Source organism: Burkholderia sp. AU45274 (genome assembly GCF_030482505.1).
GTDB lineage: Bacteria > Pseudomonadota > Gammaproteobacteria > Burkholderiales > Burkholderiaceae > Burkholderia.
Map to the genome: position 1 here is coordinate 148,860 of NZ_JAUJQE010000002.1, position 14,548 is coordinate 163,407.

Consider the following 14,548-nt stretch of genomic DNA (forward strand, 5'->3'; position numbering starts at 1 on the left):
CGCCGGCGGACGGAAACGGGAAGTGTAGCGTCAGTGCCGCGATTCGCCGATCAGCGCGACCGAGTCGAACTGGCGCTGGTTCGCCTGGTGGCGGCGCATCACGAGCCACATCGTCAGGCAGACGAACGTGCCGAACAGCACGATCACGACGCCGACCGGCACGTCGAGCCACACCAGCACCGCATACAGGCACAGCATCACGAGCACCGACAGGTTCTCGTTGAAGTTCTGCACCGCGATCGAGTGGCCGGCCGACAGCAGCACGTGGCCGCGGTGCTGCAGCAGCGCGTTCATCGGAACGACGAAGTAGCCGGACAATGCGCCGACGCACATCAGGAAGATGTACGCGATGATCAGGTACACGGGCATGCGCAGGTGGCCGATGTGCACGGCCCAGTGCGACGGGAACAGGTCGCGCGTGTAGAACGCCATCAGCATCACCGCGATGCCCATGATGATGCCGACGGGCAGCACGGTCAGCGACTTCTTCAACGGGATTCGGGCGGCGGCGGCGATTGCGCCGGCCGCGACGCCCACGGCGACCACGGCCTGCAGGATCGCGCCTTCCGACAGCGACATGCCGAGCGACACTTCAGCCCACTTCAGCACGATGAACTGCAGCGTCGCGCCGGCGCCCCAGAACAGCGTCGTGACCGCCAGCGAGATCTGGCCGAGCTTGTCGCGCCACAGCACCATGAAGCAGTCGGCGAAATCCGTGAGGAGCTTGACCGGGCCGCGTTCCTGCTTCGGGTAGCGGGCGCCCGTATCGGGGATGCGCAGGTTGAACAGCGCGGCGATCACGTAGATCGCCATGATGATCGCCATCGCCGCTTCGGCGGGCGTGCCGATCCAGGCGGGCGTGTGCGCGATCACGTGCGACGCGATGTGCGGGCTGATCAGCGCGCCGCCCAGCACGGTGCCGAGGATGATCGAGCTGACGGTCGTGCCTTCGATCCAGCCGTTCGCGGCGACCAGCCGGTCGGCCGGCAGCAGCTCGGTGAGGATGCCGTATTTCGCGGGCGAGTAGGCCGCGGCGCCGAAGCCGACGATCCCGTACGCAATCAACGGGTGGGCGCCGAACAGCATGATCATGCAGCCGACGACCTTGATCGAGTTGGTGATGAACATCACGCGGCCCTTCGGGCGCGAATCCGCGAAGGCGCCGACATAGGCCGCCAGCACCACATAGGACAACACGAAGAACAGCTTCAACAGCGGTGTCATCCAGTTGGGGGCGTGGAGGTCTTTCAGCAGGGCGATGGCGGCGATGAGGAGCGCATTGTCGGCCAGCGACGAGAAAAACTGCGCGGCCATGATGGTGTAAAAACCTTTTTTCATCTGATGCGATGCTTTCGTCGCTGCGGCAGGGCCGCGTAGGCCGCCTGGTATGCGATCGGCTTATTCCGTTCGAAATGGGTTGTGCGCACGGCTTTATAACATGAAAATACGCCAATTCGGACTAGCAAGATTCCCCGATCGTTCCGCAAATTGTCGGCTTCAGTGCTCAAAAGGCGCGGTAAGCTGATGATTCGCAAGCGTCTTTACGTAAATTTCCCATGCCGCGCCCGATCTCCGCCACCATCCATACCGCCGCTCTCGCGAACAATCTCTCCGTCGTCCGCCGCTTTGCCGGCCCGTCCAAGGTCTGGGCGGTCGTCAAGGCCAACGCGTACGGTCACGGGCTCGCGCGTGTGTTTCCCGGCCTGCGCGGCACCGACGGCTTCGGCCTGCTCGACCTCGACGAGGCCGTCAAGCTGCGCGAACTCGGCTGGGCCGGCCCGATCCTGCTGCTCGAAGGGTTCTTCCGCTCGACCGACATCGACGTGATCGACCGCTACAGCCTGACGACGACCGTCCACAACGACGAGCAGATGCGGATGCTGGAAACGGCGCGGCTGTCGAAGCCCGTCAACGTGCAGCTCAAGATGAACAGCGGGATGAACCGGCTCGGCTACCAGCCGGAAAAATACCGTGCCGCATGGGAGCGCGCCCGCGCGTGCCCCGGGATCGGCCAGATCACGTTGATGACCCATTTTTCGGATGCGGACAACGAGCGCGGCGTCGCCGAGCAGCTCGCGACGTTCGAGCGCGGCGCGGAAAGCATCGCCGGCGCGCGCAGCCTCGCGAACTCGGCGGCCGTGCTGTGGCATCCGGATACCCACTTCGACTGGGTGCGCCCGGGGATCGTGCTGTATGGCGCGTCGCCGTCCGGGCTGTCGTCCGACATCGCCGATACCGGGCTGAAGCCCGCGATGACGCTCGCATCCGAGCTGATCGCGGTGCAGACGATCGGGAAGGGCCAGGCCATCGGCTATGGCTCGACGTTCTCCGCGCAGGCGCCGATGCGGATCGGCGTGGTCGCGTGCGGTTACGCGGACGGCTATCCGCGGGTCGCGCCCGAAGGCACGCCGGTGATCGTCGACGGCATCCGCACGCGGATCGTCGGTCGCGTATCGATGGACATGATCACCGTCGACCTGACCCCGTGCCCGCAGGCCGGCGTCGGCGCGCGCGTCGAGCTGTGGGGCAACGCGCTGCCGATCGACGACGTCGCCCGCCATTGCGGCACGATCGGCTACGAGCTGATGTGCGCGGTCGCCGGCCGCGTGCCCGTGCGCGCGGAATAAGGGCGTTGCGCGTGGCCAAACAGAAAACCGTATACGTCTGCAGCGAGTGCGGCGGACAGACCCCGAAGTGGCAGGGCCAATGCCCGTCGTGCCAGGCCTGGAACACGCTGGTTGAGTCGGTCGCCGAATCGCCCGCTGCCCATCGTTTCCAGTCGCTCGCGAAGCGGGCGCCCGTCCAGCGTCTCGTCGACATCGAAGCGGCCGACGTGCCGCGCTTCTCGACCGGCATCGGCGAATTCGACCGCGTGCTCGGCGGCGGGCTGGTCCCGGGCGGTGTCGTGCTGATCGGCGGCGATCCGGGCATCGGCAAGTCGACGCTGCTGCTGCAGTCGCTTGCGGACATCGCGAGCGAGCGGCGCGCGCTCTATATCAGCGGCGAGGAATCGGCCGCGCAGATCGCGTTGCGCGCACAACGGCTTGCGCTGCTCGACGGCGGTGCGGCGGCGGATGAGCTGAAGCTGCTCGCCGAGATCCAGCTCGAGAAGATCCAGGCCGCGATCGACGCGGAACGGCCGGATGTGGCCGTGATCGACTCGATCCAGACCGTCTATTCGGAAGCGCTCACGTCGGCGCCGGGCTCGGTTGCACAGGTGCGCGAGTGCGCGGCGCAGCTCACGCGTATCGCGAAGCAGTCGGGCACCGCGATCATCATGGTCGGGCACGTGACGAAGGAAGGCAACCTGGCCGGCCCGCGCGTGCTCGAGCACATCGTCGACACGGTGCTGTACTTCGAAGGCGACACGCATTCGTCGTTCCGGCTCGTGCGCGCGTTCAAGAACCGCTTCGGTGCGGTCAACGAGCTCGGCGTGTTCGCGATGACCGAGCGTGGGCTGCGCGGCGTCGCGAATCCGTCCGCGCTGTTCCTGTCGCAGCACGAGCAGGTCGTGCCCGGCTCGTGCGTGCTCGTCACGCAGGAAGGCACGCGCCCGCTGCTCGTCGAAATCCAGGCGCTCGTCGATACGGCGCACGTGCCGAACCCGCGCCGGCTCGCGGTCGGCCTCGAGCAGAACCGGCTCGCGATGCTGCTCGCGGTGCTGCACCGGCACGCCGGCATCGCGGCCTTCGACCAGGACGTGTTCCTCAACGCGGTGGGCGGCGTGAAGATCACCGAGCCGGCCGCCGACCTCGCGGTGCTGCTGGCGATCCATTCGTCGATGCGCAACAAGGCGCTGCCGAAGGGGCTGATCGTGTTCGGTGAAGTCGGGCTGGCGGGCGAGATCCGGCCGTCCCCGCGCGGGCAGGAACGGCTGCGCGAGGCGGCGAAGCTCGGTTTCACGTCCGCGCTGATTCCGAAGGCGAATGCGCCGAAGCAGCCGATCGAAGGGCTGAACGTGATGGCCGTCGATCGGCTCGAGCAGGCGATCGACCGCGTGCGCGATCTCGAGTGACCGGCGCGTCAGGCGCCCGTGTCATCTGAGCGGGCGATCTGTCGCGTAATTCGCTGTAAAGAAGATGTAGGGTTATGTAACCCGCCGGACATCGCTTTTCCCTATCCTTTGCCGGATTGTCGAACCGCGCAATGCGAAGGGATCCTATGTTGAAATCGTATGGGGAAGCGCCGAGCGGACGCCTTTACAACCTGCGTGGCTGCCGCGTGTCGGAGCCGATTCGCCAGCCCTGGGGCGGCGGATGCCGGATCGTCGAATGGATCGACGACGAGGGGCGCCTGGCGCGCAAGGTCGTGTCCGAGGACGTGACGGAAGCGGAAGTCGCCGCGGCGATCCGGCGGCCGACCGAAGGGCGCCGGCATCTGATGGGCGACGACGAGCAGATGCCGCGCGACACGTTGCCGCGGCGTTGAGCCGGCAACTCGGCGAATTGGGTGATTGCGGTAATGAATGAACAGGCCGGGCCGGCGCGCCCGGCCTTGTCACATCTGGGGCCGCCCACGGCCCGATGGTCTGTCGAGGTGCTGCGATGCCGAGGGGGCGCGGCGCCAGCCGGCACGCCGGGCTGGTGGGCGCATCGGTCGGCTGCGCGCCGCGACGGCGGTCAGCCGATCTGCTCGAGCTCTTCCTGCGCGGCGAGCCAGTCGGCCTCGACCGTTTCGAGACGCGTGTTGACGTCCCCGAGCTTGCGGATCGCCTCGGTCAGTTCCGTCTTGCGTTCGGCTTCGTAGCTCGCCGGATCGGCGACGAATGCGTCGAGGCGGGCCTTCTCCGCGTGCAGCGTCTCCATTTCCTTTTCGAGCTTCGTGATGCGCGTCTGCAGCGGCTTCTTCAGCACCGACAGGCGCTGCCGCTCCTCGGCTGCTTGACGCTTCTGGTCCTTGCGGTTGGCTGCGGCACCCGTACCCGCGCCCGAAGACGCCGCGCTATCGGCCTTCGCGGCCGCGCGCTGCTCGGCCGCGTGCTGCAGCAGCCAGTCGCGGTAGTCGTCGAGGTCGCCGTCGAACGGCTGCAGCCGGTGCTTCGCGACCAGCATGAACTGGTCGGTCGTCGCGCGCAGCAGGTGACGGTCGTGCGAGACGAGGATCAGCGTGCCTTCGAACTGCGCGAGCGCCATCGTCAGCGCATGGCGCGTTTCGAGGTCGAGGTGGTTGGTCGGTTCGTCGAGCAGCAGCAGGTTCGGCTTCTGCCAGATGATCAGCGCGAGCGCGAGGCGTGCCTTTTCGCCGCCCGAAAACGGCCCGACCGGGGTGGTCGCCATGTCGCCCGAGAAGTTGAAGCCGCCGAGGAAGTCGCGCAGTTCCTGCTCGCGCGTGTCGGGCGCGAGCCGCGCCAGATGCGCGAGCGGGGAATCATCTTCGCGCAGCGTTTCGAGCTGGTGCTGCGCGAAATAGCCGATCGTCAGCCCCTTGCCGTCGCGGACGTGCCCCGACAGCGGCGCGAGCGTGCCGGCCAGCGTCTTGATCAGCGTCGACTTGCCCTGGCCGTTCGCGCCGAGCAGGCCGATGCGCTGGCCGTTCTGGATCGACAGCGCGACACGCTCGACGATCGGGATTTCCGCTCCGCCGTCGGCGTGGTAGCCGCAGCGGACGTCTTCCATCACCATCATCGGGTTCGGCGCGGCATCGGGCGTGCGGAATTCGAACGTGAACGGCGACGCGATGTGCGCGGGCGCGATCAGCTCCATCTTCTCGAGCGCCTTCATCCGGCTCTGCGCCTGCTTGGCCTTGGTCGCCTTGGCCTTGAAGCGGTCGACGAAGCTCTGCAGGTGCTCGATCGTCTTCTGCTGCTTTTCGTAGGCGCTTTGCTGCAGCGCCAGTTGCTGCGCGCGCAGCACTTCGAACTGCGAGTAGTTGCCGCCGTAGCGCTTCACCTGGCGGTTTTCCAGATGCAGCGTAACGTTGCAGATCGAATCGAGGAATTCGCGGTCGTGCGAGATCACGACGAGCGTGCCGGGGTAGCGGTGCAGCCAGTCTTCGAGCCAGACGATCGCGTCGAGGTCGAGGTGGTTCGTCGGTTCGTCGAGCAGCAGCAGGTCGGAACGGCACATCAGCGCCTGCGCGAGGTTCAGGCGCATGCGCCAGCCGCCGGAGAAGCTGGCGACGGATTCGCGCGTCTGCGCGAGCGTGAAGCCGAGGCCGAGCAGCAGCGCCTCGGCGCGGGCAGGCGCGGTGTAGCCGTCGGCGTCGGCGAACGCCGCGTGCGCGTCGGCTTCGGCGGCGCCGTCATGCGCGGCGGAGGCGGCGGCGATACGGGCCTCGATCTCGCGCAGCGCGGCGTCGCCGTCGAGCGTGTAGTCGAGCGCCGAGCGGTCGACCGCGGGCGTTTCCTGCGACACATGGGCGATCCGCCACGACGGCGGCATCGAGAAATCGCCGCCGTCCGAGTGCAGCTCGCCGCGCAGGACCGAGAACAGGGTCGACTTGCCGGCGCCGTTCGCGCCGATCAGGCCGGCTTTCTCGCCGGGATTGAGCACGAAGGAGGTCGACTCGAACAGCGGCTTGGTGCCGCGCGCAAGGCTGAACTGATTGAAACGGATCACGGCGGAAATGACTGGCCAAAACCGCTATTCTAGACTGCGCGCCGCTCGCGCCGGGCATTGGCCGTTCGGCGGATGCCGCAACGGGGCAATTTCGCCTAGACTCCACGTCGATCCGGTTTCGTAAAAGGAGTGCCCGATGTCCACCCTGTATTCGTTCAGCGCAGAGACGCTTGCCGGCGCGCCGGCCTCGCTCGACGCATATCGCGGCAAGGTGCTGCTGATCGTCAACACCGCGAGCGAGTGCGGTTTCACGCCGCAGTACGCGGGCCTGCAGAAGCTGTACGACCAGTACGCGGCGCGCGGCTTCTATGTGCTCGGCTTCCCGTGCAACCAGTTCGGCAAGCAGGAGCCCGGCGACGCCACGCAGATCGGTGCGTTCTGCGAGCGCAATTACGGCGTCACGTTCCCGATGTTCGCGAAGATCGACGTGAAGGGCGACCATGCGCATCCGCTGTACCGCTACCTGACCGACGAGGCGCCCGGCATTCTCGGCCTCAAGGCGATCAAGTGGAATTTCACGAAGTTCCTGGTCGATCGTGAAGGGCGCATCGTCAAGCGCTACGCGCCGTCGACCAAGCCGGACGAAATCGCCGCGGATATCGACAAGCTGCTGTGACGGCTGCCGGCGGCGTTCGCGGCGCCGGTGCGGATCGCACGGGCGCCGCCGCCGCCGCCGCCGTCGTCTAGGCCGTTAGAGGATCGGTGCGAACAGCCGCGCGACGTGCATCGCGATGCGTCGCCAGGCGGGCGATTGGCGGTATTCGCTCGCATCGACCTCGTACGCCTGCGCGAAATCGGCATCGAGCATCGTCTCGACTTCGTCGGCGAATGTGCGGTCGACGGTCAGCACCATGATCTCGAAATTGAGGCGGAACGAGCGGTTGTCGAGATTCGCGCTGCCGATCGCCGCCGCGATGCGGTCGATCAGCACGACCTTCTGGTGCAGGAAGCCGGGCCGGTAGCGGAACACCTTGACGCCCGCATCGACCAGGTCGCGCGCGTACAGCTTCGACGCTTCGAATACCACATAGTGGTCGCGCCGGCTCGGGATCAGGATGCGCACGTCGACGCCGCGCATCACGGCGAGCTTCAGTGCGGAAATCACGGCTTCGTCGGGGACGAGGTACGGCGTGGTGATCCAGACCCGCTTGCGCGCGGCGTTGATCGCCTCGACGAAGAACAGCGAGCCCGTCTCCTGCTTGTCGGCCGGCCCCATCGGCACCGCGAGGCAATGCATGTTGTCGCCGGGCTGCGCGGGCGGCGGCAACGCGAGCGGCGGCAGCTTCTGCGTTGCCCAGTGCCAGTCTTCGGCGAACACGTACTGGATGCTCGCGACCACCGGGCCGCGAATCTCGATGTGCGTGTCGCGCCACGGCGACAGGCGCGGCTTCGCGCCGAGATACTCGACGCCGACGTTGTGGCCGCCGACGAACGCCCGATTGCCGTCGACGACGACGATCTTGCGGTGGTTGCGGAAGTTGAGCTGGAAACGGTTGACGAACTTCCGGTTGGTCGCGAACGGATGAACCTCGACGCCGCCCCGGCGCAGCGTGTCGACGTAGCTGTGCGGCAGGTCGAAGCTGCCGATGCTGTCGTACAGCAGGCAGCAGCGCACGCCGGCCGCCGCGCGCGCGAGCAGCGAGTCGCGCAGCATTCGGCCGAGCGCATCGTCGCGCACGATGAAGAACTGGACCACCACGTAGTCGCGCGCGGCGTCGATGGCCGCCAGGATCGCCGAGAACGTCGCGTCGCCGTTCACGAGCGTGCGCACCGAATTGCCGCCGAGGAACGGCATGCCGCCGAGCCGCGTGAGCGCGAGCACCGCGGCCTGGCCGATTGCGTCGGCGGCCGGCCCGTCGGTCGCGTCGGTGGTGAGCCAGGGCGAGCGCGGTGTGTGCATGCGCAACATTTCCAGCTCGTGGCGCCGGGCGTCGACGTAGCCGGAAAACTTGCTGCGGCCGAGGAACAGGTACGGAATGAGCGTCAGGTACGGCATGGCCGCGAGCGAGACGGCCCACGCGATCGCGCCTTGCGACGTGCGTGTATTCATGATCGCGTGGAACGCCGCGACGATCCCGAGCACGTGGATGGTCAGGATCAGGGTGCCGAGATGTAGCCAGTCGAGGGTCATGGGCGCGTGTCGGACTCCTGAGGTCGCGCGGCCGGGCGGCCGCCTACGCGCATCTTACCCAACCGTGCGGCGCAACGGTGCACCGCACGGTGGGCGAGCCGGGAAGGCTCAGGCCTTGCGGGGCAGGTCCGACGCCTGGATCAGGAACACGGCGTCGTCGCCCGCGCTGGTGGGCAGCCACGTGAGCTCGAGGCCGCCGAACGCGGCTTCGACGTGCTCGCGCTCGTTGCCGATCTCGACGACGAGCACGCCGTCGTCGTGCAGCCAGCGATGGGCCTCGGCGACGATGCGTCGCACGATGTCCATGCCGTCATCGCCGCCCGCGAGCGCCATCTCCGGCTCGTGCCGGTACTCGGGCGGCAGCGCGGCCATCGACGACGCGTTCACGTACGGCGGGTTCGTCAGGATCACGTCGTAGCGCGAGCCCGGGTCGGTGCGGAACGTGGGCAGCGGCGCGTAGAGGTCACCGTGGTGCAGCGTGACGCGGTCTTCGAGGCCGTAGTCACGCACGTTGATCTCGGCGACTTCGAGCGCCTTGTCGGACAGGTCGACCGCGTCGATCTCGGCGTTCGGGAACGCGCTCGCCGCGAGGATCGCGAGGCAGCCGGAGCCCGTGCACAGCTCGAGCACCGCGCCGACCTGCTCGGGGTCGGCGACGTACGGTTGCAGCCCGTCGTCGAGCAGTTCGCCGATGAACGAGCGCGGCACGATCACGCGTTCGTCGACGTAGAAGCGGTGACCGTGCATCCACGCTTCATGCGTGAGGTACGCGGCCGGTACGCGGTCGGTCGCGCGCCGTTCGATCACCGCGAGCACGGCCGCGATTTCGTCGGGCAGCAGCCGCGCGTCGAGGAACGGCTCGAGCGTGTCGAGCGGCAGGTCGAGCGTGCGCAGCACGAGGTAGGCCGCTTCGTCGTACGCGTTGTCGGAGCCGTGGCCGAACGCGAGCTTCGCCTTCGAGAAGCGCGTGACCGCGTAGCGCAGCAGGTCGCGAACAGTGGCAAAAGGTGTCGTCATGCGAGGCTCCATCAGGCGATCAGTTGTTCGAGCACGCGGCGGTACACGTTCTTCAGCGGGTCGACGAAGCGCACTTCGATGTGCTCGTCGATCTTGTGGATGCTGCCGTTCGGCGGGCCGAACTCGATCACCTGCGGGCAGATGCGCGCGATGAAACGGCCGTCCGACGTGCCGCCCGTGGTCGACAGCTCGGTCGTGATGCCGGTCTCGGTGCGGATCGCGTTTTCCAGCGCGCCCGACAGCTCGCCGCGCGGCGTGAGGAACGGCAGGCCGCTCACCGACCACTTCAGCGTGTATTCGAGGCCGTGCTTGTCGAGGATCGCGTGCACGCGTGCCTGCAGGCCTTCGACCGTGCTGGCGGTCGAGAAGCGGAAGTTGAACAGCAGGTCGGCGTGGCCGGGGATCACGTTGGTCGCGCCGGTGCCTGCATGCAGGTTCGACACCTGCCAGGTGGTCGGCGGGAAGTATTCGTTGCCTTCGTCCCACTGCTCGGCGGCGAGCTCGGCGAGCGCCGGCGCGAGCAGGTGGATCGGGTTCTTCGCGAGGTGCGGATACGCGATGTGGCCCTGCACGCCCTTGACGACGAGTTCGCCCGACATCGAGCCGCGGCGGCCGTTCTTCACGACATCGCCGAGCTCGGTGGTCGACGTCGGCTCGCCGACGATGCAGTAGTCCATGCGTTCGCCGCGCGCTTCGAGCAGCTCGACGACCTTCACGGTGCCGTCGGTGGCGGGGCCTTCCTCGTCGCTCGTGATCAGGAACGCGATCGCGCCGCGGTGGCCGGGATGGGCAGCGACGAATTCCTCGGACGCGACGACGAATGCCGCGAGCGACGTTTTCATGTCGGCCGCGCCGCGGCCGTACAGCTTGCCGTCGCGATGGGCGGGGATGAACGGCGGCGAGCTCCACTGCTCGAGCGGGCCGGTCGGCACGACGTCGGTGTGGCCCGCGAACGCGAGCAGCTTGCCGTCGCGGCCGTCGGTGCCGCGCTTGACGGCCCACAGGTTGGTCACGCCGTGCGACGCGATGGTCTCGCATTCGAAGCCGAGCGCGGCGAGGCGCTCGGTCATGATCTGCTGGCAATGCTGGTCGTCGGGCGTCACGGACGCGCGGGTGATCAGCTGTTCGGTAAGGGCTAGGGTGGCGGACATGGTTCGGACCACTTTCGATAAAAAATGCCGGCGCGGTGGCCGGCAGCGACAAGACGTCGGGCTGCGCCGACAGGCGCAGCGCGGGCAGCCTATGCGGCAAACAGCGCCGCGTATTGATCGGCCACGAAGCCGAGCGATTTCACGCGGCCGTTGATCACCAGCACGGGGCGCTTGATGACCGACGGCTTGTGGATCATCAGCGCGACCGCGCCGGCCTTCGTTTCGGCGGCCGCCTTCATCGCGTCGTCCAGGCCGCGCCACGTCGTGCCGCGCTTGTTGACGAGCGCGTCGAGCGACACGTCCTTCAGCCAGTCCTCGACGAGCGGTGCGCTGACACCGAGCTTCTTGAAGTCGTGAAACTCGAATTCGACGCCGTGATCGTCGAGCCACACGCGGGCCTTCTTCACGGTGTCGCAGTTCGGAATGCCGTAGACGACCACGGTGTGCGGCTTCGCCATCAGTCGCCTCGCAGCAGCTCGTTCAGGCCGACCTTCGCGCGGGTCTTCGCGTCGACCTTCTTGACGATCACCGCGCAGTACAGGCTGTGCGAGCCGTCCTTCGACGGCAGGTTGCCGGCGACGACGACCGAGCCGGCCGGGATGCGGCCGTAGCTGACTTCGCCCGTCTCGCGGTCGTAGATCTTCGTGCTTTGGCCGAGGTACACGCCCATCGAGATCACCGAGTTTTCCTCGACGATCACGCCTTCGACGACTTCCGAGCGCGCGCCGATGAAGCAGTTGTCTTCGATGATGACCGGGTTCGCCTGCAGCGGCTCGAGCACGCCGCCGATGCCGACGCCGCCCGACAGGTGCACGTTCTTGCCGATCTGTGCGCACGAACCGACCGTTGCCCACGTGTCGACCATCGTGCCTTCGTCGACGTACGCGCCGATGTTGGTGTACGACGGCATCAGCACGACGTTCTTCGCGATGAACGAGCCGCGGCGCGCGATGGCCGGCGGGACGACGCGGAAGCCGCCCGCGGCGAAATCTTCAGCGGTGTAGTTCGCGAACTTCGACGGCACCTTGTCGTAGAACTGCGAGTAGCCGCCGGCGGGCATCGGCGCGTTGTCCTCCAGGCGGAACGACAGCAGCACGGCCTTCTTCAGCCACTGGTGCACGGTCCAGTTGCCGTCGACCTTCTCGGCCACGCGCAGCGCGCCTTTGTCGAGCTGCTCGATCGCGTGCGCGACGGCTTCGCGGACGTCGGCCGGTGCGGCCTTCGGCGACAGCTCGGCGCGGTTGTCCCAGGCGGTATCGATGATTTGCTGAAGTTGTTGCGACATGTTCGTTTTCGCAGGAGATGGATGGAATTGATCGGATGGACGATTACCGCGCGAGAGAGCGGCAGAAATCGACGATGCGTTGCGCGCCCTCGACGCATTCGGGGGTGCCCGCGACGAGCGCGATCCGGATGAAATCGCGGCCCGGATTCGTGCCGTGCGCATCACGCGCCAGGTACGAGCCGGGCAGAACCGTCACATTATAGTCGGCGTACAGGCGGCGGGCGAACTCGGTGTCCGACAGCCCGGTGCGCGACACGTTGGCCCACAGGTAGAACGCCGCGTCGGGCAGCTTTACGTCGATCACGTCGGCAAGCATCGGCGTGACGGTATTGAACTTCTGCAGGTACAGCGCGCGGTTCTCGCGCACGTGCGCCTCGTCGTTCCACGCGGCGATGCTCGCGTGCTGCCAGACCGGCGACAGCGCCGCGCCGTGGTACGTGCGGTACAGCAGGAATTTCTTCAGCAGCGCAGCGTCGCCGGCGACGAAGCCCGAGCGCATGCCCGGCACGTTCGAGCGCTTCGACAGGCTCGACAGCATCACGAGCCGCTCGAAGCCGCGGCCGAGGCGGTGCGCGGCCTCGAGGCCGCCGAGCGGCGGCGCCGCTTCGTCGAAATAGATTTCCGAATAGCACTCGTCGGACGCGATCACGAAACCGTGGCGGTCGGACAGCGCGAACAGCTCGCGCCAGTCGTCGAGCGTCAGCACGGCGCCCGTCGGGTTGCCCGGCGAGCACACGTACAGCAGTTGCGTGCGCGCCCAGACTGCGTCCGGCACGGACGCGTAGTCGCACGCGAAGTTGCGGGCCGGGTCGCTGTTCGCGAAATAGGGTTCGGCACCGGCCAGCAGCGCCGCGCCCTCGTAAATTTGATAGAAAGGATTCGGACAGAGTACGATCGCCTTCTCGCCCTGTTCGGCCGGGCGGGCGTCGATCACCGTCTGCGCGAGCGAGAACAGCGCCTCGCGCGACCCCGACACGGGCAGCACCTGCGTGGCCGGATCGATGGCCGGCAGCCCGTAGCGGCGCTCGAGCCAGTGCGCGATCGACGTGCGCAGCGCGTCCGAGCCGGCGGTGGCCGGGTACGACGCGAGACCGTCGAGCGCGGCCACCACGGCGTCGCGGATCAGCGCCGGGGTCGCATGTTTGGGCTCGCCGATGCCGAAGCTGATCGGTTTGAGGGCGCCGGAGGGCGTCACGTCCTTGAACAGGGCGCGCAGCTTTTCGAAGGGATAGGGCTGGAGCGAGTCGAGTCGAGGGTTCACGGGCGAAGCGGCCATCGCGGCCGGTTGGAGCGAAAGAAGCGGCGGGCGCGCCGCGCGGCTGCGAACGGGCGCCGATGGCGCGCGGGTCGCAACGGACGATTATAGCGTGACGGAATGCGGTCACGGCCTGCCGGAACGGCGGCCGGGCCGGTCGAATAAAGGGTATTGAACCAAATGAATAACGCGGTACGCGGCAGCCTGCCGACGCTGGCCATCCTGATCGGCGCATCGGTATGGGGCCTGATCTGGTATCCGCTGCGGATCCTGGCGTCGCTCGGCGTGACGGGCACGCTGGCGAGCGCGCTGACGAGCCTCGTCGCCTTCCTGTTCGTGATCGTCGCGCGCCACCGCACGATCGCGACGCTGCGCTGGCACTGGGTGCTGCCCGGCATCGCGGTGACGGCCGGCGTGACGAACCTCGGGTTCGTGTGGGGCACGATCCACGGCGAGGTGCTGCGCGTGATGCTGCTGTTCTACCTGACCCCCGCGTGGACCGCGATCTATGCGCACTTCCTGCTGCGCGAGCGGCTGACCTGGGCCGGCGCGGGGCTCGCGGCGCTGTCGATCGGCGGCGCGATGCTGATGCTGTGGTCGCCGACGCTCGGCCTGCCGTTGCCGGCCACCCCGGCCGAATGGGCCGGTCTCGCGGCCGGGTTGAGCTTCGCGATGAGCAACGTGCTCGTGATCAAGGCGAGCCGTGAGCTGCCGGAGATGCGCGCCGAGATGCGTACCGCGACGCTGTTCGGCGGCGCGGCGGTGTTCGGCGCGATCGCGTCGCTGTTCGAGGGGATACCGGCTGCGCCGGCGGGCGGCCACCTCGGCACGGCCGCGCTGATCATCGTCGCGATCGGCGTGACGATGGCGTCGAACAACCTGCTCGTGCAATACGGGCTGGCGCGCGTGCCGGCGAACCGTGCGTCGATCATCATGCTGTTCGAGATCGTGATCACCGCGTTGTCGGCCTGGGTGTTCGCGAACGAGCTGCCGAGCGCGCGCGAGTGGGCGGGCGGCGCGTGCATCGTGCTGGCGACGCTGCTGTCGAGCCGGGTCCATCGTGCCGCGCCGGCACCGGACAAACCCGGCGACGGTCGGGACGGCGCACGCGCGATGGTATGATGGAAGCCGTTTGCGGGGCCCAACGCTGTA

Annotated in this window: 13 protein-coding genes; 5 read left to right on the forward strand and 8 right to left on the reverse strand. The window is 67.6% G+C overall.

What is annotated here, in order from left to right:
- Positions 1-30: 30 nt before the first annotated feature.
- On the reverse strand, positions 31-1,338 hold the full coding sequence (gene lplT, locus QZM35_RS09485; protein ID WP_089425701.1) for a lysophospholipid transporter LplT: 1,308 nt from the start codon (positions 1,336-1,338) through the stop codon (positions 31-33).
- A 218-nt stretch (positions 1,339-1,556) separates the two neighbouring features.
- Here lplT and alr point away from each other — a divergent pair, with 218 nt between their 5' ends.
- From alr to QZM35_RS09500, 3 genes are all read left to right on the forward strand, one after another.
- Positions 1,557-2,627 carry an alanine racemase gene (gene alr, locus QZM35_RS09490; RefSeq protein ID WP_069248292.1) on the forward strand — a complete coding sequence of 357 codons (1,071 nt, stop codon included), beginning with the start codon at positions 1,557-1,559 and terminating at the stop codon, positions 2,625-2,627.
- Between the two features lie 11 nt (positions 2,628-2,638).
- On the forward strand, positions 2,639-4,015 hold the full coding sequence (radA, locus tag QZM35_RS09495; RefSeq protein WP_089425946.1) for a DNA repair protein RadA: 1,377 nt from the start codon (positions 2,639-2,641) through the stop codon (positions 4,013-4,015).
- Positions 4,016-4,161: 146 nt separating this feature from the next.
- Complete coding sequence (locus QZM35_RS09500; protein ID WP_039342663.1) at positions 4,162-4,428, forward strand: DUF2866 domain-containing protein; 267 nt, start codon at positions 4,162-4,164, stop codon at positions 4,426-4,428.
- A gap of 191 nt (positions 4,429-4,619) precedes the next feature.
- Here the strand turns inward: QZM35_RS09500 and QZM35_RS09505 are convergent, their stop codons facing one another.
- Positions 4,620-6,557 carry an ATP-binding cassette domain-containing protein gene (locus QZM35_RS09505; RefSeq protein WP_089425700.1) on the reverse strand — a complete coding sequence of 646 codons (1,938 nt, stop codon included), beginning with the start codon at positions 6,555-6,557 and terminating at the stop codon, positions 4,620-4,622.
- 136 nt (positions 6,558-6,693) lie between these two features.
- Between QZM35_RS09505 and QZM35_RS09510 the strand changes: the two genes are divergently transcribed.
- Entirely contained in the window at positions 6,694-7,173 is a 480-nt protein-coding gene (locus QZM35_RS09510) for a glutathione peroxidase (protein WP_089425699.1), read from the forward strand.
- A 75-nt stretch (positions 7,174-7,248) separates the two neighbouring features.
- On the opposite strand, the gene cls is transcribed toward QZM35_RS09510, so the two are convergent.
- The 6 genes from cls to dapC form a co-directional block, all read right to left on the reverse strand.
- Positions 7,249-8,688, reverse strand: a complete 1,440-nt coding sequence (gene cls, locus QZM35_RS09515) for a cardiolipin synthase (protein ID WP_301775849.1) — start codon at positions 8,686-8,688, stop codon at positions 7,249-7,251.
- A 108-nt stretch (positions 8,689-8,796) separates the two neighbouring features.
- A complete protein-coding gene (gene prmB / locus QZM35_RS09520; RefSeq protein ID WP_089425697.1) occupies positions 8,797-9,705 on the reverse strand; it encodes a 50S ribosomal protein L3 N(5)-glutamine methyltransferase in 909 nt (302 codons plus the stop codon).
- Between the two features lie 11 nt (positions 9,706-9,716).
- Positions 9,717-10,856: a succinyl-diaminopimelate desuccinylase gene (gene dapE, locus QZM35_RS09525; RefSeq protein ID WP_301775850.1), complete on the reverse strand. Its 1,140-nt coding sequence runs from the start codon at positions 10,854-10,856 to the stop codon at positions 9,717-9,719.
- An 89-nt stretch (positions 10,857-10,945) separates the two neighbouring features.
- The gene (locus QZM35_RS09530; RefSeq protein WP_039342680.1) at positions 10,946-11,314 is read right to left on the reverse strand and encodes an ArsC family reductase; all 369 of its coding nucleotides are present in this window, start codon (positions 11,312-11,314) and stop codon (positions 10,946-10,948) included.
- Positions 11,314-12,141, reverse strand: coding sequence for a 2,3,4,5-tetrahydropyridine-2,6-dicarboxylate N-succinyltransferase (gene dapD, locus QZM35_RS09535; protein WP_089425696.1), 828 nt, complete (start codon positions 12,139-12,141; stop codon positions 11,314-11,316). The genes QZM35_RS09530 and dapD overlap by 1 nt, the downstream gene beginning before the upstream one ends.
- A 43-nt stretch (positions 12,142-12,184) precedes the next feature.
- Positions 12,185-13,417 (reverse strand): succinyldiaminopimelate transaminase, encoded by a 1,233-nt coding sequence (gene dapC / locus QZM35_RS09540; RefSeq protein WP_089425695.1) that lies wholly within the window; start codon positions 13,415-13,417, stop codon positions 12,185-12,187.
- A gap of 159 nt (positions 13,418-13,576) precedes the next feature.
- Here dapC and QZM35_RS09545 point away from each other — a divergent pair, with 159 nt between their 5' ends.
- On the forward strand, positions 13,577-14,518 hold the full coding sequence (locus QZM35_RS09545) for a DMT family transporter (protein ID WP_089425694.1): 942 nt from the start codon (positions 13,577-13,579) through the stop codon (positions 14,516-14,518).
- Positions 14,519-14,548: the final 30 nt, after the last annotated feature.